The organism is Flavonifractor sp. An100 (assembly GCF_002161175.1).
In the GTDB taxonomy this organism is placed as follows: domain Bacteria; phylum Bacillota; class Clostridia; order Oscillospirales; family Oscillospiraceae; genus Lawsonibacter.
Genome location: NZ_NFMA01000024.1, coordinates 31,874 through 55,083, shown reverse-complemented (window position 1 = coordinate 55,083; position 23,210 = coordinate 31,874). Strand labels below are relative to the sequence as shown.

General features: G+C 56.9%; 17 protein-coding genes, 5 tRNA genes and 1 rRNA gene. 8 read left to right on the top strand and 15 right to left on the bottom strand.

All coding sequences use genetic code 11. The features are described 5' to 3' along the window. Positions 1–3 precede the first annotated feature (3 nt). From rrf to B5E43_RS12310, 6 genes are all read left to right on the top strand, one after another. Positions 4–119: ribosomal RNA gene (gene rrf / locus B5E43_RS12335) — 5S ribosomal RNA — on the top strand. 37 nt (positions 120–156) lie between these two features. Beyond that, positions 157–232 (top strand) — tRNA-Asn (locus tag B5E43_RS12330). A gap of 66 nt (positions 233–298) precedes the next feature. Next, positions 299–375: transfer RNA gene (locus B5E43_RS12325), tRNA-Ile, on the top strand. Between the two features lie 3 nt (positions 376–378). Next, a tRNA-Trp gene (locus B5E43_RS12320) sits at positions 379–454 on the top strand. Positions 455–492: 38 nt separating this feature from the next. Further along, positions 493–569: transfer RNA gene (locus B5E43_RS12315), tRNA-Asp, on the top strand. A gap of 112 nt (positions 570–681) precedes the next feature. After that, positions 682–757, top strand: a tRNA-Thr gene (locus B5E43_RS12310). 173 nt (positions 758–930) lie between these two features. Here B5E43_RS12310 and B5E43_RS12305 read toward each other — a convergent pair. The 4 genes from B5E43_RS12305 to B5E43_RS12290 all read right to left on the bottom strand — a co-directional run bounded on the left by B5E43_RS12305 (position 931) and on the right by B5E43_RS12290 (position 4,373). Beyond that, complete coding sequence (locus tag B5E43_RS12305; RefSeq protein WP_087397143.1) at positions 931–2,082, bottom strand: tyrosine-type recombinase/integrase; 1,152 nt, start codon at positions 2,080–2,082, stop codon at positions 931–933. Further along, positions 2,063–2,392, bottom strand: coding sequence for a hypothetical protein (locus B5E43_RS12300; RefSeq protein WP_087397141.1), 330 nt, complete (start codon positions 2,390–2,392; stop codon positions 2,063–2,065). The genes B5E43_RS12305 and B5E43_RS12300 overlap by 20 nt, the downstream gene beginning before the upstream one ends. A gap of 219 nt (positions 2,393–2,611) precedes the next feature. Beyond that, the gene (locus tag B5E43_RS12295) at positions 2,612–3,991 is read right to left on the bottom strand and encodes a relaxase/mobilization nuclease domain-containing protein (RefSeq protein ID WP_158099060.1); all 1,380 of its coding nucleotides are present in this window, start codon (positions 3,989–3,991) and stop codon (positions 2,612–2,614) included. 43 nt (positions 3,992–4,034) lie between these two features. Next, complete coding sequence (locus B5E43_RS12290) at positions 4,035–4,373, bottom strand: plasmid mobilization relaxosome protein MobC (RefSeq protein ID WP_087397136.1); 339 nt, start codon at positions 4,371–4,373, stop codon at positions 4,035–4,037. A 665-nt stretch (positions 4,374–5,038) separates the two neighbouring features. Between B5E43_RS12290 and B5E43_RS12285 the strand changes: the two genes are divergently transcribed. Both B5E43_RS12285 and B5E43_RS12280 read left to right on the top strand, forming a co-directional pair. Continuing rightward, complete coding sequence (locus tag B5E43_RS12285; protein WP_087397134.1) at positions 5,039–6,757, top strand: hypothetical protein; 1,719 nt, start codon at positions 5,039–5,041, stop codon at positions 6,755–6,757. Between the two features lie 58 nt (positions 6,758–6,815). After that, positions 6,816–7,061 carry a hypothetical protein gene (locus B5E43_RS12280; RefSeq protein ID WP_087397132.1) on the top strand — a complete coding sequence of 82 codons (246 nt, stop codon included), beginning with the start codon at positions 6,816–6,818 and terminating at the stop codon, positions 7,059–7,061. Positions 7,062–7,529: 468 nt separating this feature from the next. On the opposite strand, the gene B5E43_RS12270 is transcribed toward B5E43_RS12280, so the two are convergent. The 11 genes from B5E43_RS12270 to B5E43_RS12220 form a co-directional block, all read right to left on the bottom strand. Next, positions 7,530–8,681 (bottom strand): site-specific integrase, encoded by a 1,152-nt coding sequence (locus tag B5E43_RS12270; RefSeq protein ID WP_087397128.1) that lies wholly within the window; start codon positions 8,679–8,681, stop codon positions 7,530–7,532. After that, the gene (locus tag B5E43_RS12265) at positions 8,662–8,991 is read right to left on the bottom strand and encodes a hypothetical protein (protein WP_087348104.1); all 330 of its coding nucleotides are present in this window, start codon (positions 8,989–8,991) and stop codon (positions 8,662–8,664) included. The genes B5E43_RS12270 and B5E43_RS12265 overlap by 20 nt, the downstream gene beginning before the upstream one ends. Positions 8,992–9,210: 219 nt before the next feature. Continuing rightward, positions 9,211–10,590 (bottom strand): relaxase/mobilization nuclease domain-containing protein, encoded by a 1,380-nt coding sequence (locus B5E43_RS12260; RefSeq protein ID WP_158099059.1) that lies wholly within the window; start codon positions 10,588–10,590, stop codon positions 9,211–9,213. A gap of 43 nt (positions 10,591–10,633) precedes the next feature. Continuing rightward, entirely contained in the window at positions 10,634–10,972 is a 339-nt protein-coding gene (locus tag B5E43_RS12255; RefSeq protein ID WP_087397124.1) for a plasmid mobilization relaxosome protein MobC, read from the bottom strand. A gap of 720 nt (positions 10,973–11,692) precedes the next feature. Beyond that, positions 11,693–13,444 carry a [FeFe] hydrogenase, group A gene (locus B5E43_RS12250; RefSeq protein ID WP_087397123.1) on the bottom strand — a complete coding sequence of 584 codons (1,752 nt, stop codon included), beginning with the start codon at positions 13,442–13,444 and terminating at the stop codon, positions 11,693–11,695. After that, entirely contained in the window at positions 13,438–15,273 is a 1,836-nt protein-coding gene (locus tag B5E43_RS12245) for an NAD(P)-binding protein (protein WP_087397121.1), read from the bottom strand. Before B5E43_RS12245 ends, B5E43_RS12250 begins: the two co-directional genes overlap by 7 nt. A 79-nt stretch (positions 15,274–15,352) precedes the next feature. Further along, the gene (locus B5E43_RS12240) at positions 15,353–16,687 is read right to left on the bottom strand and encodes a sodium/glutamate symporter (RefSeq protein WP_087397119.1); all 1,335 of its coding nucleotides are present in this window, start codon (positions 16,685–16,687) and stop codon (positions 15,353–15,355) included. Positions 16,688–16,791: 104 nt separating this feature from the next. Then, positions 16,792–18,237 (bottom strand): aldehyde dehydrogenase family protein, encoded by a 1,446-nt coding sequence (locus B5E43_RS12235; RefSeq protein WP_087397117.1) that lies wholly within the window; start codon positions 18,235–18,237, stop codon positions 16,792–16,794. Positions 18,238–18,256: 19 nt separating this feature from the next. Continuing rightward, a complete protein-coding gene (locus B5E43_RS12230) occupies positions 18,257–19,225 on the bottom strand; it encodes an aldo/keto reductase (RefSeq protein WP_087397116.1) in 969 nt (322 codons plus the stop codon). Between the two features lie 50 nt (positions 19,226–19,275). Then, a complete protein-coding gene (locus tag B5E43_RS12225; RefSeq protein ID WP_087397115.1) occupies positions 19,276–20,982 on the bottom strand; it encodes a hydantoinase B/oxoprolinase family protein in 1,707 nt (568 codons plus the stop codon). Further along, the gene (locus tag B5E43_RS12220) at positions 20,979–23,054 is read right to left on the bottom strand and encodes a hydantoinase/oxoprolinase family protein (protein ID WP_087397113.1); all 2,076 of its coding nucleotides are present in this window, start codon (positions 23,052–23,054) and stop codon (positions 20,979–20,981) included. Before B5E43_RS12220 ends, B5E43_RS12225 begins: the two co-directional genes overlap by 4 nt. Positions 23,055–23,210: the final 156 nt, after the last annotated feature.

Here is a 23,210-nt window from a genome sequence, read left to right as displayed (position 1 = left end):
TCAGTTGGTGTTGATTAGAGCGAGGGTCCACCCGTTCCCATTCCGAACACGGAAGTTAAGCTCGCTTCTGCCGAAGATACTTGTCTGGAGACGGACCGGGAAAATAGGTAACGCCAACATAAGGGTCCGGTCCATCCGGGCCGGACCCTTTCACATTCCTCAATAGCTCAGTCGGTAGAGCATGCGGCTGTTAACCGCAGGGTCGTTGGTTCGAGTCCAACTTGGGGAGCCAGAAAGCGGCTTGCCGCCAACCATGACGGCAAGCCGCTCTTTCCGAACCTTACGTGTGAACGGTCATGGGCCTTTAGCTCAGTTGGTTAGAGCAGCCGGCTCATAACCGGCCGGTCCACGGTTCGAGCCCGTGAAGGCCCACCATATAGGGGTATAGCTCAGCAGGTAGAGCAGCGGTCTCCAAAACCGCGTGCCGAGGGTTCGATTCCTTCTGCCCCTGCCAAGTAATCAACAGAGTAATCTGTTTGATATAGATTAAATGGCTCGGTAGTTCAGTTGGTTAGAACGCCGGCCTGTCACGCCGGAGGTCGAGGGTTCAAGTCCCTTCCGAGTCGCCATTTAATAACTCCAGCCGGATGGCTGTTTGAATAGCCCCCGGGAGTACCCGGGACGCCTTGGAAATTCCAGGTATGGCCTGTTCAAAATAGTTCCCCGAAAGGGGACAAACATGCTGCTATAGCTCAGTCGGTAGAGCGCATCCTTGGTAAGGATGAGGTCGGCAGTTCGAATCTGCCTAGCAGCTCCAAAAAGCCTTGAAAACTTCGGTTTTTGAGGCTTTTTTGTTGCAATTTTTGATTTTTTAGTGTGGGTCAAAATGTGGGTCAACCAACTGACCCACACCGTGACCCACATGCGGAAAGGGCTAAAGAGTGCCGGGCGGGAAGTTTGCGCTTCCCGCCCGGCTTTTTTCTCTCTGCCCTACATGACCTGTGCCATGAAGCTGCCCATGGTGGCTGCTGCCTCGTCCTGCTTCTGCCGTGTGGCGTGGGTGTAGGTGCGGAGGGTGAACCCGGCATCATAGTGGCCCAGCATGGAGGACACCGTCTTTACATCCACACCGTTCTGAAGGGCTGTGGTGGCGAAGGTGTGCCGAAGGTCGTGGAAACGGATGTGGGGCAGTCCTGCGTCCTTCAAGATCTTCTTATGGAGGTTGACCACCGAATCCGGGTGGTATAGTTCTCCGGTGATGGGGGAGGGGAACAGGTAAGGGTTGTCCGGATGCTTGTTATGTTCCTGGATCAGCAGGTCCACCGCGGTTTGCGGGATGGACACCAGGCGTACGGAGTTTTCCGTCTTGGGCCGGGTGAGTTCCAGGGAGCCGTCCGGGTTGCGGACGTACTGTTTGCTGACCGAGATGGTTCTGTTCTGGATGTCCACATCATCCCACCGCAGGGCGACCAGCTCCCCCTTCCGAAGGCCGCTGACTAATTCCAGATAGAACATGGGGAGCAGGTCTCGGGCCTTGGCTGCCTCCAGATAGGCATGCATATCTTCAGAAGGAAGAATCTGCATCTCGATCTTTCGGGGCTTGGGGGCGATACAGTCCTCGGAGGGATTCCTGGGGATGAGCCGCTCCTTCACCGCCCGTTCCAGGGCGGCGTGGAGCATGAGGTGGACGCTGCGGACAGTAGTGGTGCTCAGACCTTGGGCCTGTTCTTTTCCAACATGTATTCTGCCGTCCTCCAATAACTCCTTGTAGAGCTTCTGCAGGTGCCGGGTGGTCAGCTTCTTTAGCTTAATGTCACCAATGCGAGGGATGGTGTAGGTCTCGATTATAAGCTGATACCGGTTTGCCGTGGCAGTGCGGACATTGGGCTTGGCGTAGAGCTCATACCAGGTGCGAAGCCAGGTGGCCACAGTGTATTCTTCGGTGCGGCTCACATCCAGCCCCTGGCACTCCTCCAAAGCCTTTTTCAGCTTTTCCTTGACCTCCGCCTGGGTCTTGCCCAGCACATTCTTGATAATGCGCTTGCCAGTTTTGGAATCGTACCCGGCGGTGTATCGTCCTTCCCAACGTCCGTCCTTCCGCTTTCTGATGCTGCCCTCTCCGTTAGCCCGTTTCTTTGCCACGAGGCTTCACCTCCTGTTCTGCTGCTTTGCAGGCCCGCTGTTCTTCTTCGTGGTCGAAAGAGTACAGGCCGTCTGCTTCCAATTCTTTTGCAATGCCCCAGGCCAGCTTAAAGCCTGCCATAAAACCGGCCAGAGAGGTTTTCTCCCGCAGCAGGTTTTGGGCATCCACCAGCTGCATCAATTTACGCCTCTGCAGCTTGTCCAGACAGTCCCGTACCTCCTGGCGGGTCTGTTCAATTTCTTCCTCCAGCTCTGTGAAGTCCGGCTCCTGGAAGAACCGCTGGTGGAGAGCAGTCATGTAGTCATTCATCGTACGTCGCCTCCTTTGCAGCAACACACAATACCAGCTTTCCCGATGGATAGCCATAGGGAATGGGCAGAGTTATCAGAACAGTAACAATTGCCTGGCAGAAGGTTTTGCGGGTATCTTTGTTAACGGCGTACTATTTTCTCCGCCCTTATTCTTTGATTAGCGATGTAGTTTTTAATACGCTTAGGGCTCCGCACTTGAGCGTGCAGAGCCCCAGCGTCACATCATCTGCTGTCCCTGCTCGTGGTCATCTTCCTTATGCCCCAGGGCAATCTTTTTCCTTTGTTCTTTCGCCAGTGTTTTTCGGTCTCCACGGCTATGTCTGGTGGTAGCATCCAGAACATAGTCATCGTTATTTCCCTCCAACCTGGAGAGCGGTCGAAGTACCTCATCCGTTATGTCAGCGTCTGCCACATCAGGATGCACACCGGCACTGCCGCCGCCGCTGAACTCATGATAATGAAGGGGATCCATCTGCGGAGCGAGGCAATCGCCTCCCGAGTATCCTTCTGAAAGGTTGTCCGGATCTCGGAGAGCTCCCTGGTAAACTCGTCTCTCTGCCTCCCATCCCGTTTGTGTTTCTCCCTCATTTCGGAGAGAATCTCTCCCATCGCACGATGGGTTTTCTGATTGAGAGCCTGTGTCTGCTCCAGCCACTGATGGAGCTGTTCCGCCGTAGCCAGCGGCTCCAGGCTTTCTTTTGTGGCCAAAGCTGCCATGGATGCCTGAATCGTTTTCTGTAGTGCCAAGGTCTGCTGCAGGACCTCCTCCAGCCGCTCCACGGTCTGTACTGGCATGGTGTACAACACATTGGGCTTTTGGTCCGTGAGAGTAGGTGGCGCCGCCCGCTGTTTGAGTGTGGCTAAGGCGCTGTTTTGCTGCCTGGTTTCGTATTCCAAACTCATGCTCCATATTCTCCTTTCTGAACTTTAACTCGTGCAGCTTATCGTCTCTGCACTTCATTCCGGTAGGCGTGATGTAGGTGATGTGCTTTCGATTTTCCTCCCAGCGTATATGGTAACCCTGTCGCTTTATTTCCTGTATGAACTCCTCCCGGCTGCCAGCACGCTGCATAACCGCCTCTACCGTGGTGATGAGCCGGAACTTCCAGCTCTCTCCTCGCATAGCGGCCCGGTATTCCCCTGCGCTCAGGCCACGGGTCCGGTGCTCCTGTCGGTATGGCTTGAGAGTGGACAAGCCGTGTTCCATGCAGATCTGGTCGCTGACCTTCCGCATCTGTTCCAGTGTTCTGGGAGTGAAATGAAGCTTCTTCCCGGTATCCGGATGGACGGAGTTGACCACCAGATGGGAGTGAAGGTGCTCCCGGTCCACATGAGTTGCCACCAGGACCTCACAGCCGGGGAAGAATCGCTCCGCCAATTCCAGACCGATCTCATGGGCCTGGGCGGGAGTGAGCGCTTCTTCCGGGGAGAAGGACTGGGTGTACTGGTAGAAGAAGGTGCCTGTGTCTTTTCCGTAGAGGTGTTTGGTGGCCATGAAGCTCTGCATGGCCACATCTGCCACGCAGTTGACCCCCGTCAGGTAGCGGTGGCCCTTTTCGTCCATGGTTTTCTTTGGCTGGGATACATACTGGATCACCCGCCCCATGCTCCCGGCCGTCTGCTTACGTTCCTTGATAAAGCTACAGGTCGCCGTGATGAATCACCGGACCTTTCTCCGTCAGTGTGCTGACCGCCTCATAGGTCCTTCCCAGGGCCGCGGTAAGCTCCTGCAGATAGACAGTCTGAACTCGTCCCTGATGGGCCAGGGCAGTCAGCTGGTTCAGGTTTTTGCCCCAGGCACGCAGTTCCGAGAGGATCGGCTTGAGCTCCTCCATCACATAGATGGGATGATGCAGGGCTGCATCCAGCAGATACTCCTGTTGGCTCAGCCCGGAGCGCTTGATCTTTGCGCTGATCTGCCTTCTCTCGGCTGGGGTTACCCGGAAGGCGATCACCTGATTCCTGGTTCGCGTTGACATGCTTTCTCACCTCCGCATAAAAATTTGGTATGCTGCCGCTTCCTGTCCGGGAACGACAACATACCAAAGATTTTTGTGGATAGCCAGGGCAAACGGGCAGAGTTAAGAGAAAGTTATCAATTACGGTGCTTGGGTGTAGCCCTTATTTTGTTTCCTGCGGCGCAGGTCTTGCGGTGCGGAGGAAAGGCGCAGCTGCCGGTCAGCGGAAAGTGGGTGCGGGCTTCTGCCCGCAAAAAGGCGTTTGGCAGCCGCTCGCGGCAAGCCAAATGCTCTGCTTGCCCACCCAAGGGTGGGTAAAATCGTCTCCATCCCACGGTCGGCCTCCATCCGCGCTGCGGGGGGATGTGGCACAATTTCTACCGCTTTTTTTCGTCACCCGATAGCCTCTCAATGTCAATGGCAAACAAAGGGGTAAAGCGCCCTAAAATCTTGTGGGGAGCAGTTACGCTACCTTACCCGGAAAGAGGCCACAAAGCGGCCCACAGGGGCAAACGGCGGGGAAAGTGCTGGCGGTGTCTTTGCTTCGCTTAACAAGTTAAATTTTGCTATGTCTTTTTTACAATGTAATTAAACTGTTGTACGTCTGTGTGCAATTTTTTTCTATTTATTCCTACATATAAGAACAATTTCTTGTCCCCAATATTTTGTATGTCAGGAGGCCACAAATGACAAATAATTTGAATCCATATCTGCTGCCAGGGCCAGCTTTCCCTAATAAAAACGGTGTATCGAATTACTCACTTTATCAGAAAAAGCTTTCCAGCAGATTGAATACGACTACGGAAAAAACGATTTCCCCGCAACAGGAAGAATTGCAGACATTGCTTACTACAGCTACGGCTACATATCTCAAAAAATTCAAAGTTGATAGCAGAGCTCCATATTATCTCCGTCACACGTTTGAACGGGACATGGAGTTATTTCCACATAGTTTTGCTCACCAGGTCATCTCAAAATATACTCAAGAGCTAGAAGATCATTTGGTTACAGATACAGCTATCTCTAAAGCATATTTTGAAGTTGAAACAGGAATGCGTACATTATCCGCAAAGTTTAATCGGTACGATCAAGAGTTTTCGGTCTGGCTTACATTAGAAGATTTTACGAAGCAGGGGTACACCCGTTTCCTTTTCCTGAGCGAACAGAGTGCTGACACTTGTGAAACATGTAATGCCTATCACGGGCATGTATTTTCGATTGCGGATGTTCCAATTCCTCCACTGCATCCAAATTGTCGCTGCGAGCTACTGGTCATGGACTCCCAGACAGAACTGTTATATAAAATGGATGAACAGGCCTTTATTCAGCGTTTTTATTCAGAAAGAAGAGGAACAACTGGTGGTATCTACTTAATTGACCATAGTACATTTCCATTTGGAATTTCTGCAGAGCGCATTACAAAAATTCCCATTGTTTCAGAGCACATGGTTCTGAATTACGACCAAAACATTTTGGATCAAGATGGAACATATAACTTGGCCTCTGCGGTTGCGTCTTATTTATCGAGTCTCTGGAAGGACGGAGAAAATTTGATTGATGCTCTGCTGAATGCCCAAGCAGAGCGTAGTGGACGTAAATGGGATAACTTTAGTAGCTTTCTGGACTGGTTGACCTTTGGAATTGTCAGTGGTGCGTGGGGTGGCATTGTTTCTAACTTCGATGCGATGGTAGAAGATCCGAATCTGTATAGTATCGTAAACTTTTTTACATTTGGAACAGTAGACACACTCTCGGGTGCAATAGCACCAGAAGACCCCTGGTCATTGGAGCATTGGCTAGACATCATTGGTACAGTATTAATTGTCTATTCTGCGTATAAAGCTGCCATCAACGTAAAGGAAATCCTGTCTGGAAGCACCGACGATGCGCTGCGTGCAGCTGGTACATTGACAGATGATGTGGATGACCTTATTCGAAATGCGGGGCTGACACCTTCTCAAATCGATGATATAATTAAAGCACCAAAAGGCCAGCGGCCGAATCCCAGTACATATCTTTCTCAGGAATATATCGATCAACATTTAGATTTGTTTCGCGGTGGCGCAACAAAATTCTATGCAAAGGCCCCTACGGGGGAGGTAGGACCGCCGGATGGGACATTTGTATTTCCTTCCACCTATGTAGATGATATAATTGCAAAGGCTAACGGGGATGTTAGTATTCTGGAGGAGTTGTTAGGATTTGAACCAGGATACTTGGGCGATCACCCTGTCAGAGTAGATATTATTAATCCCAGCGGGCTTCGTATTCCTAGCGGGAATGAAATTGGAGCCAATCAATATTGGATTCCGGGAGGATACACTGCAGGAGGCATTCCTGAAGCAATTATAGACCGGCCGCGCGTGGGAGAATACACAGTGAGTTCCATATTTACAGAAAGATGATTATGCCATAGTATGTTTTATACTTGGCGGATGACAATTTTTAAGGGAAGGAGAACGAATGAAAACCACCTGGTTGGAGGTGGTTTTCATTATATGTATAATTATGATAATTTTTGAAGAGAGTGGCATCAAAATATTAGAAGCAGATGGAACATATTATCTTGGATATGAAGATGGTGCGCATATGTCTCGTTACTGGGAAATTGAGATTTCAAAAGAGGATGCCGATAAAGTCATGCAGGATGTCAAGTACGCGATAAAACTCGTTCTGGACTATCAAAATAAACAGTGGGGTCTGGTTTAAGAGGAGTCTTCCGCATTGCGAGCTTGACCCACACGCTGACCCACATGGGGAAAGGACTATACGGAACCAACGGAGTAAAGAGTGCTGCCGACCTCATCCTTTTGGAGCAAAAAGGACCGGAAAGCGTTGAAAATCAAGGGCTGGAAGGCTCCCAACCAGTTGGTAAGGATGAGGTCGGCAGTTCGAATCTGCCTAGCAGCTCCAAAAAGCCTTGAAAACTTCGGTTTTTGAGGCTTTTTTGTTGCAATTTTTGATTTTTCAGTGTGGGTCAAACTATGGGTCAGTTGGTTGACCCACACCGTGACCCACGTCGGCACAAGTTCCATATCCCTCGTTTCGCCCTTGCGGGCAAAGCTCGCTCATTTCACTGTGCCTCCTTTTCCCATGCGACCCGCTTGCGCTGGGCTCGCATGGGAGTATGTAAGCGCACCGGATAGGTTTTCCTGTCCGGTGCGCTTTTTCTCTGCCTTACATCACCTGCGCCATGAAGCTGCCCATGGTGGCTGCTGCCTCGTCCTGCTTCTGCCGTGTGGCGTGGGTATAAGTGCGGAGGGTGAACCCGGCATCGTAGTGGCCCAGCATGGAGGACACCGTTTTTACATCCACGCCGTTCTGAAGGGCTGTGGTAGCGAAGGTGTGCCGCAGATCGTGGAAGCGGATGTGGGGCAGTCCTGCGTCCTTTAGGATCTTCTTATGGAGGTTGACTACGGAATCCGGATGGTACATTTCCATGGTGATCGGGGAGGGGAACAGGTAAGGGCTGTCCGGATGCTTGTTGTGTTCCTGGATCAGCAAGTCCACCGCTGTCTGCGGGATGGACACCAGGCGGACGGAGTTCTCCGTCTTGGGCCGGGTGAGCTCCAGGGAGCCGTCCGGGTTGCGGACGTACTGTTTGCTGACCGAGATGGTTCTGTTCTGAATGTCCACATCGTCCCACCGCAGGGCTACCAGCTCCCCCTTCCGCAATCCGCTGACCAATTCCAGATAAAACATGGGAAGCAGGTCTCGGGCCTTGGCTGCCTCCAGATAGGCATGCATATCTTCAGAGGGAAGAATCTGCATCTCGATCTTTCGAGGTTTGGGGGCAATACAGTCCTCGGTGGGATTTCTGGGGATGAGCCGTTCCTTCACCGCCCGTTCCAGGGCCGCATGGAGCATCAGGTGGACGCTGCGGACAGTAGTGGTGCTCAGACCTTGGGTCTGTTCTTTTCCAACATGTATTCTGCCGTCCTCCAATAACTCCTTGTAGAGCTTTTGCAGGTGCCGGGTGGTCAGCTTCTTTAGTTTGATGGTTCCGATCTTGGGAATGGTGTAGCGCTCGATGATGAGTTCATACCGGTTTGCCGTGGCAGTGCGGATATTAGGCTTGGCGTAGAGCTCGTACCAAGTGCGCAGCCATGCAGCTACAGTGTATTCTTCGGTGCGGCTCACATCCAGCCCCTGGCACTCCTCCAGAGCCTTTTTTAGCTTTTCCCTGACCTCCGCCTGGGTCTTGCCCAGCACATTCTTGGTGATCCGCTTGCCAGTCTTGGCATCATACCCGGCGGTGTATCGCCCTTCCCAACGTCCGTCCTTCCGCTTTCTGATACTGCCCTCTCCGTTAGCCCGTTTCTTTGCCACGAGGCTTCACCTCCTGTTCTGATGCCTTGCAGGCCCGCTGTTCTTGTTCGTAGTCGAAAGAGTACAGACCGTCTGTCTCCAGTTCTTTCGCAATGCCCCAGGCCAGCTTAAAGCCTGCCATAAAACTGGCCAGAGAGGTTTTCTCCCGCAGTAAGTTCTGTGCATCCACCAGTTGCATCAATTTACGCCTCTGCAGCTTGTCCAGACAGTCCCGCACCTCCTGGCGGGTCTGTTCCATTTCTTCCTCCAGCTCTGTGAAGTCCGGCTCCTGGAAGAACCGCTGGTATAAAGCGGTCATGTAGTCATTCATCGTGTGTCGCCTCCTTTGCAGCAACACACAATACCAGCTTTCTCGATGGATAGCCATAGGGAATGAGCAGAGTTATCAGAACAGTAACAATTGCCTGGCAGAAGGTTTTGCGGGTATCTTTGTTAACGGCGTACTATTTTCTCCACCCTTATTCTTTGATTAGCGATGTAGTTTTTAATACGCTTAGGGCTCCGCACTTGAGCGTGCAGAGCCCCTGCGTCACATCATCTGTTGTCCCTGCTCGTGGTCATCTTCCTTATGCCCCAGAGCAATCTTTTTCCTTTGTTCTTTCGCCAGTGCTTTTCGGTCTCCGCGGCTATGTCTGGTGGTAGCATCCAGAACATAGTCATCGTTACTTCCTTCCAGCCTGGAGAGCAGCCGAAGCACTTCATCCGTTATGTCAGCGTCTGCCACATCAGGATGCACACCGGCACAGCCGCCGCCGCAGAACTCATGATAATGAAAGGGATCCATTTGCGGAGCGAGGCAATTGCCTCCTGGGTATCCTTCTGAAAGGTTGTCCGGATCTCGGAGAGCTCCCTGGTAAACTCGTCTCTCTGCCTCCCATCCCGTTTGTGCTCCTCCCTCATTTCGGAGAGAATCTCTCCCATCGCCCGATGGGTTTTCTGATTGAGAGCCTGTGTCTGCTCCAGCCACTGATGGAGCTGTTCCGCCGTAGCCAGCGGCTCCAGGCTCTCTTTTGTGGCCAGAGCTGCCATAGATGCCTGAATCGTTTTCTGTAATGCCAAGGTCTGCTGCAGGACCTCCTCCAGCCGCTCCACGGTCTGTACTGGCATGGTGTACAACACATTGGGCTTCTGGTCCGTGAGAGTAGGTGGCGCCGCCCGCTGTTTGAGTGCGGTTAAGGCGCTGTTTTGCTGCCTGGTTTCGTATTCTAAACTCATGCTCCATATTCTCCTTTCTGAACTTTAGCTCGTGCAGCTTATCGTCTCTGCACTTCATTCCGGTAGGTGTGGTGTAGGTGATGTGCTTTCGATGTTCCTCCCAGCGCACCTGGTAGCCCCGTCGCTTCATCTCCTGTATGAATTCCTTCCGGCTGCCAGCTCGCCGCATGGCCGCCTCCACTGTGGTGATGAGCTGAAACTTCCAGCTCTCTCCCCGCATAGCGGCCCGGTATTCCCCGGCTCTTAGGCCACGGGTCCGGTGATCCTGTTGGTATGGTTTGAGAGTGGTCAAGCCGTGTTCTATGCAGATCTGGTCGCTGACCTTCCGCATCTGTTCCAGCGTTCTGGGAGTGAAATGGAGCTTCTTCCCGGTATCCGGATGGACGGAGTTGACCACCAGATGGGAGTGAAGGTGCTCCCGGTCCACATGAGTTGCCACCAGGACCTCACAGCCGGGGAAGAATCGCTCCGCCAATTCCAGCCCGATCTCATGGGCCTGGGCGGGAGTAAGCTCTTCTTCCGGGGAGAAGGACTGGGTGTACTGGTAGAAGAAGGTGCCGGTGTCTTTTCCGTAGAGGTGTTTGGTGGCCATGAAGCTCTGCATGGCCACATCTGCCACGCAGTTGACCCCCGTCAGGTAGCGGTTGCCCTTTTCGTCCATGGTTTTCTTTGGCTGGGATACATACTGGATCACCCGCCCCATGCTCCCAGCCGTCTGCTTGCGTTCCTTGATGAAGCTACAGGTTGCCGTAATGAATCACCGGACCTTTCTCCGTCAGTGTGCTGACCGCCTCATAGGTCCTTCCCAGGGCCGCGGTAAGCTCCTGCAGATAGACAGTCTGAACTCGCCCCTGATGGGCCAGGGCAGTCAGCTGGTTCAGGTTTTTACCCCAGGCACGCAGTTCCGAGAGGATCGGCTTGAGCTCCTCCATCACATAGATGGGATGATGCAGGGCTGCATCCAGCAGATACTCCTGTTGGCTCAGCCCAGAGCGCTTGATCTTTGCGCTGATCTGCCTCCTCTCGGCTGGGGTTACCCGGAAGGCGATTACCTGGTTTCTGGTTCTGGTTGCCATACTCTTTCACCTCCGCATAAAAATTTGGTATGCTGCCGCTCCCTGTCCGGGAAAGACAACATACCAAAGATTTTTGTGGATAGCCAGGGCAAACGGGCAGAGTTAAGAGAAAGTTATCAATTACGGTGCTTGGGTGTAGCCCTCATTTTGTTTTCTGTGGCGCAGGTCTTGCGGTGCGGAGGAGAGGCACAGCTGCGGTCAGCGGAAAGTGGGTGCGGGCTTCTGCCCGCAAAAAGGCGTTTGGCAGCCGCTCGCGGCAAGCCAAACGCTCTGCTTGCCCCACCCGAGGGTGGGGAAAACCGTCTCCCCACCACTGTCGGCTTCTATCCGCACTGCGGGGAGGTGAGGTGTGGTTTCTCCCGCTTTTTTTCACATCGGCCCTGCGCCTTGTCTTCGCAAGCGGTATCCCCCTCGTTTCCGCCCAAAGAGGCAAAAAACGCTCATTCACCGCTCTGACTCTACCCACTAAATCCGCTTGCGCTGGGCTTCGATGAGGACCCATTTATCTCCCGTTACCGGCCCAAATCTGCCTTGACATGCTTTTGTTGGGCCGTTACCCTAGCCAACCCTCAAAACCGCCACACAGCGGCTCACAAGGGCGAACAGTGGGGGCTAAGGCACAGTGGATTAGTACAGCATGGTTACTGTTGTGGAATATAACATCAAGCAAATTAAAGCAAAACCATATTGGTTTAGCTTGCTGAATTTTTGAAAAGGGAATTATCCGGTTTTCCGCTGGTTGGGCATGGCCCAAGCGGTGTGGTCGGTGTGGAGCAGGTGCTCGGAGATCTCGCTGAGGGGCTTGCCCAAAAACTCCCGGTACAGGGCCTGGACCTGGGGGTTCTCGTGGGAGAAGCGCAGGGGGGCCTGGCGGTCCAGCTGGTGGAGCCGGTCGCTCCGGACGCCGCCCAGCTCCCGGTCCTCCTTGTCAATGGGCTGGCCGCCGCCGCCCACGCAGCCGCCGGGACAGGCCATGACCTCCACAAAGTCATAGTGGGCCTTGCCCGCCAGAATGCGCTCCAGCAGCTTTCGAGTGTTGCCCAGGCCGCTGACTACGGCGCAGCGCACCGGCGTGCCCGCCAGGTCGTAGGTGGCCTCCCGCAGGCCAGGCCCCTCCCCCAGCTGGGAGAAGGACTCCGGGTCGGGGTTCTTGCCGGTAAGCAGGAAGGAGGCCGAACGCAGGGCGGCCTCCATCACGCCTCCGGTAGTGCCGAAGATGACGCCGGCGCCGGTGGACACGCCCATGGGGTCGTCCAGGGGTTCCTCCGGGAGGAGAGCGGGGATAATCTTGTCGGCGCGCAGCATGCGCACAAACTCCCGGGTGGTGAGTACCAGGTCCACGTCCGGGCCGTGGTCAGTGGCCATGGTGGGCAGCTCGCTCTCCGCCTTCTTGGCCACGCAGGGCATGATGGACACGCAGAAGATCTGTTCCGGCTCCACCCCCAGCTTCCGGGCCAGCCAGCTCTTGGCCACACTGCCGAACATCTGCTGGGGACTCTTGGCGGTGGACAGCCGGCCGGTGAGCTGGGGGTACTGGCCCTTGAGGAAGCGCACCCAACCGGGGCAGCAGCTGGTGAACATGGGGTACTGGGCCATGTCTCCCTTCCGGAGGCGGCGGAGAAATTCGCTGCCCTCCTCCATGATGGTGAGGTCGGCGGAGAAGTTGGTGTCGAAGATGTAGCGGAAGCCCAGGCGGCGCAGGGCGGCGGCCATGCGGCCCATGGTGGCCTGCTCCCGGGTGAGACCCAGGGCCTCCCCCCAGGCGGTGCGCACCGCAGGGGCCACCTGGACCACGGTAATCCTGTCCGGGTCGGCTAGGGCGGCAAAGGCGCGCTGGGTGTCGTCCCGCTCCCGCAGGCCGCCGGTAGGACAGTGGGTAATGCACTGGCCGCACAGGGCGCAGTCCGAGTCCTTGATGACCCGGTTATTGGATACGTCGATGGTGGTGCGGCTGCCCGTTCCGGCCACGTCCCAGATGCTCAGGGACTGGATTTTGTCGCACACCTGGACGCAGCGCATGCACTTGATGCACTTGTTGTAGTCGTGGAAGAGGGGGAAGGTGGTGGTCCAGGCCTTCCGCAGGCCCTGGGGCAGCTGGGTCTCGTAGGGCAGGTCCAGAATGCCCAGGTCGTTGGCAATCTCCTGGAGCTGGCAGTTGCCGCTGCGCACGCAGGTGGCGCACTTGCAGTCGTGCTGGGACAGGATGAGCTCCACGTTGATGCGCCGGGTGCTGCGGGCCCGGGGGGAGTTGGTGTGGACGGCCATGCCCTCCTGAACGGGGTTGTTGCAGGCGGTGACCATGGCCCGCTCCCCCTCCACCTCCACGCAGCACACCCGGCAGGCGGCAATTTCATTGATGCCCATCAGGTAGCACAGGTGGGGGATGTGGATGTCGGCCTGCCGGGCGGTCTCCAGAATGGTGGTGCCCTCGGGCGCCTGGACGGGGCGGCCGTCGATGGTGAGGTTTACCATTCCTTGCTCCTCCCTCCCTTGAAGATTCCGTAGCCGAAGTGGTCGCAGCGCAGGCAGCGGCTGGCCTCCTGGGTCGCCTCCTCACAGCTCATGCCCTCCTTGAGCAGTTCGAAGCTGCCCCGGTAGTCGTTGAGGTGCCGGTTTTTCAGATTGACCCGGCCGCAAGGCGGGGTGTTGGTCAGGTGGGCAGGGGGAATGTCCACATCGCAGTGCATTTTATGGTCAAAGCCCAGGAAGCTGTCGATATTGGCGGCGGCCACCTTGCCCGCCGCCACGGCGCGGATGACGGTGGCGGGGCCGGAGACCGCGTCGCCGCCGGCAAAGACGTTGTCCACCCCGGGCACCGAGCTGGTGAGGTCGGCCTGGATGGCGCCCCGGCGGGTGGTGACGCCCACCGACTCAAAGGGCTTGGCCACAATGGCCTGACCGATGGCCACAATGACGTAGTCGCAGGGGATGCGGAACTCCTTCTCCGCCGCGTCCACGGGGCGGGGCCGCCCGTCTTTCCCGTAGGAGCTGATGAGCTGGGGACGGGTCCACAGGGCGGCCACCCTGCCGTCGGGACCGGCCTCAATGCGGGCGGGGGCCTGGAGGGGCAGAATCTGGCAGCCCTCGGCCATGGCCTCCTCAATCTCCTCGGCGAGGGCGGTCATGTCCTCCACCCGGCGGCGGTACACGCAGGTGACCTGCTGGGCCCCCAGGCGCAGGGCGGTGCGGGTGGCGTCCATGGACACATTGCCGCCGCCGATGACGCACACCCGCTTGCCGGTGAAGTCGGGCACCCGGCCCTCGCCGATGTTGCGCAGCAGCTCCACGGCGCTAACCACGTTCTCCGCCTCCTCGCCCTCCAGCCCCAGCTTCTTGTCGGTGTGGGCGCCGATGGCGATATACACCGCGTCATAGCGCTTCTGGAGCTCCTCCATGTCCATGTCCAGGCCGATGGAGACGCCAGTGCGGACGGTGATGCCGGTGGAGAGGATGTGGGTGATATCCCGGTCCAGCACATCCTGGGGCAGGCGGTAGTCGGGAATGCCGTAGCGCAGCATGCCGCCCAGCTTGGGGCGCTGCTCATACACGGTGACCTTGTGGCCCATGAGGGACAGGTAGTAGGCCGCGGTCAGACCGCCGGGACCGCCGCCGATGACGGCCACCCGCTTCCCAGTGTCAGCCGCCCTGGAGGGCGCGGACAGGTCGGGGGAGTGGTCCACGGCGTAGCGCTTGAGCCCGCAGATGTTCACGCTGTCATCCACCATCCGCCGCCGGCACTGGGCCTCGCAGGGGTGCTCGCACACATAGGCGCACACGGCGGGGAAGGGGTTATCTTTACGGATGAGGCGCACCGCGTCCTCGTACCGCCCCTCCCGGACCAGGGCCACGTAGCCGGGGATGTCCACGTGGGCGGGGCAGGTGGACACGCAGGGCACCGGGTGGCTCAGCCCGCAGATGCACCGGCCGTGGAGGATGTGCTCCTCATAGTCCTCCCGGAAGCCCCGAATGCCCAGCAGCACCATATTGGCTGCTTCGAAGCCGATGGCGCAGTCCGCCGAGTCGGCAATGACCCGGGCGGTGCGCTCAATGAGGTCGATGGTCTCCAGGGTGGCGGTGCGGTCCAGCACCTGCTCAATGAGTACGGCCAGCTGGCCCAGCCCGATGCGGCAGGGCACGCACTTGCCGCAGGTCTGGGCATGGCACAGCCGCAGAAAGTTCAGGGACATATCCACCGGGCACAGCCCCGGCTGGCTGGCGCTGATGCGCCGGCCCATGTCCCGGTACAGGCCATTCAGTACGGTCTGGGCCTGTCCGGGCGTCTCAATGGCTAATCGGCTCAATATAAATGCTCCTCCCTGCCGCTGATTTGCAACAACATGGTACACTCGATTAAATCAGCATCAGCATTTATAGCTGCAACTAATTAGACACTCTTGCCTTCTTTCGAAATACTTCTCCGGCGATCAGGAAGGCGATTAACAGGGCAACGCTGATGCCGAAGACCAGCTTGGGATTACTGATAACCAGCATAGGCATAATAAGGAGATAGGGGAGCGAATAGCTGTAGCCCAGGGTGCAGGACGCTGCAACCGTTTCGGCGGCCACTGTTTTATGGTCCGGATCCACTACCTTTGCCAGCAGCAGACCGGTGGAGAGCAGCCCCATGTAGGCGCCGTACTGCGCCACGGCGGAAGCAAACCAATCCTGGGGACACCAGCGCTTGGAAAAGAAAATGGAGATCCAGGTCGTTGCGGCAATAACCACCACGGAAATGACCACAATAGGCAGCAGATAAGAGACAAAGGCCTCGATGGAAGTGGTGGCCACAGCAGAAGTGATAAGATACTCCAGAGAAACGTTGGAAATACGTTCAATGGTGTCGCGGTCGATAAACTGATGAAGCGCGGGGATTCGGCCGATAATGATTCCGAATACGCCGCTGCAGAACAAGGAGGTGGACAAAAGAGGAAGATTTTCCCAGAACGGATCGATGCTGATTAGGAAGTTGCGGAGCCACAGGGCGCAGGCGACCACAACGCCCACAAAGGCAAGCTGAAGGGTAAACGGGTCCACCGACGAGGATTTGGACACCGCGCTTCCAATGGAGGTCCGCTTTCCAAGGGCAATGTATCCGGTACGGAACTCCTCGGGTAAATCGTCCAACGAAGCGGTGGTGTGCTTAATAAGCCCCTTCCGAATGCCAACATTGACCATTACAATGCCGAACACAATTCCGCAGACCACGCCTATGGTGGCGATGGTGATAGCGACCGGCACGGCATTGGTCCAATAGCCCTCCGCCTCAAAGATAGTTGCGACAGGAACAGACCAGCCAATGCCTCCGTAAAGGGCAAAGAGCGGAATTAGTCCAAAACCAATGGGAACAACAGAGTGAAATAAGAAAGCAACGATCATACCCAGAATTGCCTGGGCCTGATGGGCGACGCCACCCACCAGGGTTGCCGCCACCGCTTGTTTTGTAATTTTTTCCATGGACTCACCTAAAAACGAGCAGGCAAAGGTGACAGCCAGCAGCACACCGGACCATTCATTGATGCTGGCGGTATAGGTCATATGTACGGGCGAGTAAAGACCCAGAATCTGAGGCCCGATTATGAGACCTACCAGGCCTCCGATGATGGATGCGGGGAGGAAGAGACGCTGAAACAATTTTACTTTCATGCGAAGAAAATATCCGATGGCCAGTAGGATGCTGACGACTGCAAAGTCATGGGCGACATCCATTAAAGTCATATTCTTCCCTCCTACATAGAAAATAGTGGGAGCCGGCACCGGTGGGCTATAGGCTCAGCGGCAGTGCCGGTTCCCGGTAAGTTTGCAGTTTTTTGTGACGAAGCTCAGGAAATTGCCATTCTTATACCTTTGATATACGTGTATTCCTCCAGGGAATACCGACTTCCGTCCTTTCCAATTCCGCTGTTTTTACAGCCGCCGTGGGGAACCGCCGGTCCGGTTCCGGGGCCGTTTACATTGACGATGCCGAACTGGAGACCGCGGGTCAGCCGGCAGACCTGATTGAGGTCCGTGGACCAGATATAAGACGAGAGGCCGTATTCGGTGTCGTTGGCCAAGCGGATGGCCTCCTCCTCCGTATCATAGGGCAGAAGGGCGAGAATGGGGCCGAAGACCTCCTCGCGGAACACCCGCATATCCGTGGTGACGCCGGTAAGAATGGTGGGCAGGAAATAGAATCCGGACGCTTTGTCTGCGGGCCGGGTTCCGCCGCACGCCACACTGGCCCCCTTCTCTACCGCGTCCGCCACCAGCTGCTCCATCCGGGCAACCGCCGCCTCGTCAATCAGCGGACCGGTGTTGGCCTGCTCGTCCAGCGTGCCGCACTTCGCTCCCGAGGCAATCTCCGTGCACAGCGCCAGAAATTCCCGGTACACGCTCCGGTGAACGAAGGCCCGCTGGGGCGCCACGCAGGTCTGGCCCGCGCAGCGCATTTTGTTCCCGATCACATGGGCCGCGGCGGCGCTCAGGTCTGCCGAAGGCGTCACAATGACAGGGGCGTTTCCCCCCAGTTCCATGGAGAAGCGCTTCACGCTGGTGGCAGAATCCCGCACCATGCGCAGACCGCCGGCGGTGGAGCCGATCATGGTGATCATGGCGGGGATGGGGCTCTCACACAGGGTGGTGCCGATCTCCCGGGCATCTCCAGCCACAAAGTTGATGACCCCCTTGGGGAACCCGATGCGGTGGAGGATCTCACCGAAATAGAGGGTGGAAAGAGGGGTCTTGGTGGCCGGCTTGATGACTGCGGTACATCCCGACGCCAGAATGGGACCAAGCTTGGTGGCCAGGTTGTGCATGGGGAAATTCCAGGCCAGCGCGGCTACCACCACTCCCACGGGTTCCCGCACGGCCAGAAACATGTTTTTTCCGCCGGCGGCGTCCCGAATGCCCTGGGCATGCTCACTTTTTGCCTGTTCCAGGAAGAAGCTGAGGTAGCCGGTCAGACTGCCGGTCTCAAAGGCCGCGTGGGAACGCAGCTTCCCGCTCTCCAGCATGAGCAGCGTCAGGAGGTTCTCACTCTCCTGAAGTACGGCGTCCCGCAGCTTCATCATCCAGGCGCCCCGCTCCTCCAGGGTCAGCCCGCTCCATGCGGGGAAGGCGTCACGGGCGGCCTCCAGAGCCAGCTGAGCCTGCTCCCGGGAGGCCAGGGCGACCTGGGCTACCGGTTCCCCGTTGCCCGGACAGCAAATTTGTGTTGTTCTCCCCTGGCCAGCGACCAGTTCGCCGTTGATGTACTGGAGAAAGTTGTTGGTTGGAAGGGAATACATAAGGTTGCCCTCCTTTTTCTCAGCTGTAAATGTGGATCTTGGAAATGGCCTCGTCCAGCGCCTGCTTTTCCTGTGCGGTCAGCTCCCAGGCGGCGGCGGCACAGTTTTCCTCCGCCTCCGCCGCGTTGCCCACGCCGGTGAGGACGGTGTGCATGTAGTCATGGGCAAGGGCCCAGTTAATGGCCACCTGGGCCACCGTGGCTCTGTGGGCCTCGGCAATGCCGTCCATGACCTTCAGTAGCGCCTGGATCTGGGAGAAGCCGGGCTCGGTGAACATGGGGCCGTAGAAGGAGGCGCGCATATCCCCGTGGCCAAAGGTGGGTACCTCCCGGAACTGGCCGGTGAGGATGCCCCCGCCCAGAGAGCCGTAGCCCATTGTGCCGCATCCCTGGCCGGCATAGTACTTCAGAACATCCTCCTTGGTGCGGTTGACCATATTGTAGGGATACTGAACAATATCCAGAACGCCGTCCGCCAGCAAGCGGTCTGCCAGGTCGCGCTCCAAATTGGACATACCCAGAAAACGCACCTTCCCCGCGGCCTTCAGCTCCTTCATGCAGGCGATGGTCTCCTCGATGGGGGTCCCCACCCGGTCATCCCAGTGCATCAGGTAGCCGTCAATGTAATCGGTTTGGAGCCGCTTCAGACTGGCGTCAATGGACTTCAGCATGTTTTTGCGGCTGGAATCCTTAATGGTACCCTTGTCACTGTCGTTTGGATCCACAAATTCGCTGCCGAATTTGGTGATGAGAAATACCTTGTCACGGTATCCGCCCTGCAGGGCCTTGCCCAGAATCTCCTCAGACCCGCCGGAGGCGTAAATGGGAGCAGTATCCACAATGTTTACGCCACAGTCAATCATGGCGTGTACTGCCGCAATGGCGTCTTCCTGAGTAACGGCACCAAACTGCTTTCCACCCAGTGCCCAGGTGCCCAGACACAAAACGGAAACATCTTTTCCCGTGCTGCCAAATTTTTTGTAACGCATACAAAACGCTCCCCTTCACTTCTTATTTCAAATTTTAATAAAATTTTCCGTCATACCGTTCCAAATACTTCAATTTGCTCCAGCTCTTTTTCTGTCAACCCATAGTCTCTCAGAGCACTTTCCGGCGTAATATACCCTTCTTCTAAGTCATGGACAATCAGGGCACGTTCCCGTTCCATAGGATCTCCATAGCCGCCGGCCCCAGGCATCTGACAGCGGAGCACACCATTGGCTTTCAGGGTCGTTCCGGACTTTTTGGAGTCAATGACCGCCTCCTGGTCTGTCCCGGGGTAAATGGTAATGACACCGGGCAAGCCGGGCTTGCCGCCGAACAGCCCCCAGGGCGGCGTTTTCTGGCGGTCAGCCTTGATGGTAAACTGGCTGTCATGGCCCAGGACCCGGATGTCCTTGCTCATGGACAGGCCGCCCCGGAACTTGCCGGGCCCGCCGGAATCCGGCACCAGGGTGTACTGCTCCACCATGTAAGGGAACTCGATCTCCATGCTCTCGATGGGGAGGTTGGAGGTGTTGGTCATGTGGACCTGGACACAGCTCAGGCCGTCCTTGTTGAACCGGGCGCCCGATCCGCCGCCGAAGGTCTCCATGTAGACGTAGTACTCGTGGGTCTTGGGGTCCACGCCGCCGAAGTAGACACCGGTGATGGAGCTGTTGCTCCCCGCCAGCACCTTGTGGGGCACCACCTGGGACATGGCGCCGAACACCATGTCGGCCACCCGCTGGGCTGTGTCGCTGCGGCCGGCGCAGGCCGCCGGCTCGGTGCAGCCCAGGATGCAGCCCGGCCGTGTCTTAATCTGGATGGCCCGATAATAGCCTCCGTTGGCCGGCAGGGTGGGGTCCACAATGCTGCGCACGCCATAGTAAACGGCGGCCCGCAGGGCGGACAGGGGGAGATTGATGGCCCCCTTTACCTGGTCCGGATTGTCAGTGAAGTCCAGGATGATGTCCTGATCCTTGATCTCCACCGTGACAGACAGCTTGATGGGGCCGCTGCCCACGCCGTCGGAGTCCAGATAGTCGGAGAAGGTGTGCACGCCGTTGGGAATCTCCGCCAGAGCCATGCGGATCTTCCGCTCGGAGTAGTCCAGCAGCTCCTCCATGCAGGCGGTGACAGTGGCGGTGCCGTAGCGGGTGCACACATCCTCCACCCGCTGCACGCCCTTGCGGTTGCAGGCAAACTGGGCGTTCAAGTCGCCCCGGCGGATGTGGTTGACCCGGCAGTTGAGGAGGATGAGGTTGAGGATGTCCTCCACCAGCTCCCCCTTCTGGAAAATCTTCACCGGGGGAATCCGGATGCCCTCGGCGTAGATGGAGTCGGAGTCGGCGGCGTTGGAGCCGGGGACTCGGCCACCCACGTCGTTGTGGTGGGCGATGTTGGCAACATAGGCCACTACCTTGCCCTCGTAAAAGACGGGGGAGGCCACGGCGATGTCGGGCAGGTGGGTGCCGCCGCCGTTATAGGGGTCGTTGGCGATAAACATGTCTCCGGGATGGATCTGGTCGGGAGTGAAATTCTTTTTGATCTCTCCGATCAGGCCCAGCAGGGAGCCCAGGTGCATGGGGATATGTTCGGCTTGAGCGATGGTGTGCCCTTCCGCGTCGAACAGCGCGCAGGAGCAGTCCTTGCGCTCCTTGATGTTGGTGGAATATGCGGACTTGACCAGGACTGCGCCCATCTCCTCGGCGATGGACATAAAGGTGTTTCCAATGACCTCCAGCAGGATACCGTCAATTTTCACGCCTCGTCGCCTCCTTTCCCGTCGCCAAAGGCATTTACAATCAGATTGCCGTGGATATCTACCTCAAACCAGGTGTTGGGCGGAATGACTGTGGTGGAGTCCATCTGCTCCACAATGCACGGGCCGTCCACGCGGGGACAGCGGCCGAATTTGCTTCTGTCGTAGACGGGGCAGCGAACCAGACCCGACTCCTCGAAGTAGACATCCCGATGGTCTATCACCGCTCCGGAGGGAGTCTCCATGTGCTCAGTCAGCTCGGCCAGTCGGGGCTTCTGCACCTGACCGATGGCCTCGCTGCGGAAGTTGACAAACTGAACGGGGGCGTTGGGATTGTAATAGCCGTAGTTCATCTCGTGGGCCCGGAAGAAATCTTCCTTCATTCGGTCCAGGTCCGCCTGATCCACCAGACCGGCGGGAATTTCCACCTGGAGCTCGTAGTTTTGTCCCACGTACCGCATCTCGGCCACGTTGTGGAACTGGCGCCGCTGCTCCGGGACGTTTTCCGAGGCCAGCCACCGGCTGCCCTCCTCCATCAGCGGCAGAACTGCCTGGTTAATCTGCTCGGGCGTCGCCTGGTCGTAGGGGATGAGGGCGGTTTTCACATAGCTCTTTTTGATGTCTGCCGTCAGCAGACCCAGAGCGCACAGAGCGCCGGGGGCGGGGGGGATGAGCACCGTGCGGATGCCCATCTCCTGGGCCAGGTGGACGGCGTGGAGGGGACCGGCGCCGCCGTAGGCCACCAGGGTGAAATCAGAGGGGTTATGGCCTTTTTCCACGGTAATCACACGGATGGCCCGGGCCATGTTGGAGTTGACGACGCTGATGACGCCCTGGGCCGCTGCCTCCACGGAGAGCCCCATAGGGTCGGCGATTTGCTTTTTCATGGCCGCCCGGGACAGTTGGGCGTCGATTTTCAGCCGGCCGCCCAGTACGTAGTGGGGATTGATCCGCCCCAACACCAGATTGGCATCGGTGACCACGGGTTGTTCATTGCCCAGGTTATAGGCTACCGGCCCGGGATTGGCGCCCGCGCTCTCTGGCCCCACCTTCAGTGCGCCCGCGTTGTCGATGTGGGCGATGGAGCCGCCGCCGGCGCCTACCGCGTGGACATCGATCATGGGCACGCCGGAGGGCAGGCCACACACCTTGCGCTTGGTAGTGTATTCCGCGATTCCACCCTTTACCAGGGACACATCCGTGCTGGTTCCGCCCATATCATAGGTGATGATGTCCTGGAACCCCGCCGCCTTGGCAATGTAAATGGCGCCCATGACCCCCGCGCTTGGGCCGGACAGGGCCGTCTGGACAGGGGTCTGAATGGTGGAGGAGATAGACATGACGCCGCCGTTGGACTGGGTGATGTAGGGCTCCACCCTGACACCCACTTGGCGGATGCGATCCTGCAGGTTGTGGATGTACATCTTCATCCGGGGGCCCAGATAGGAGTTGATCACCGTGGTGCTGAGACGTTCAAACTCCCGGAACTCCGGAAGAATGGTGGAGGAGACGGAGCAGTAGACCTCGGGCCAGGTCTCCTTGATGCACTGCTCTACAATTCGCTCGTTTTCCGGGTTCAGGAAGGAGAACAGGAAGCATACCGCCAGCGACTCCACACCCTTTCCCTTCAGCTGGCTGAGTACCCGCAGCACCTCGTCCCGATTTACCTTCCGGAGGATGGTGCCGTCGGCCATGGTGCGCTCGTCCACCTCGCAGCGAAGCGCGCGGCGCACCAGGGTCTCTGGTTTGTCCTCCATAATATCATACAGGGAGGGGCGTGTCTGACGGCCGATTTCCAGCAGGTCCCGGAAGCCCTTTGTGGTGATCAGAGCGGTCTTCGCGCCCTTGCGCTCAATAATCATGTTGGTTGCAACCGTGGTGCCGTGGCCAAAATACTCCAGCTGCTCCACCGGGACCCCGTAGAGCGCCAGAGTCTCTTTTGTCCCGTTTGCAATTGCTTCTGACTGGTCATGCAAAGTGGAGGAAAGCTTATAGGTGTAGTAGGCTCCTGTTTCTGAGTTCAGCAACGTGACATCGGTAAAGGTACCACCTACGTCAATACCGATTCGATACATTGGCTCACACTCCTTTGACCGTTTAAAATTATATGATTTGCCTGAACATATACATACAATACTGACCTATGCGTACAGTATATATCATGAATTTTGTGTATGTCAATATATTTAATCTGGATATTAAACAATAAAGTAAACAAAATAGCCAAAACA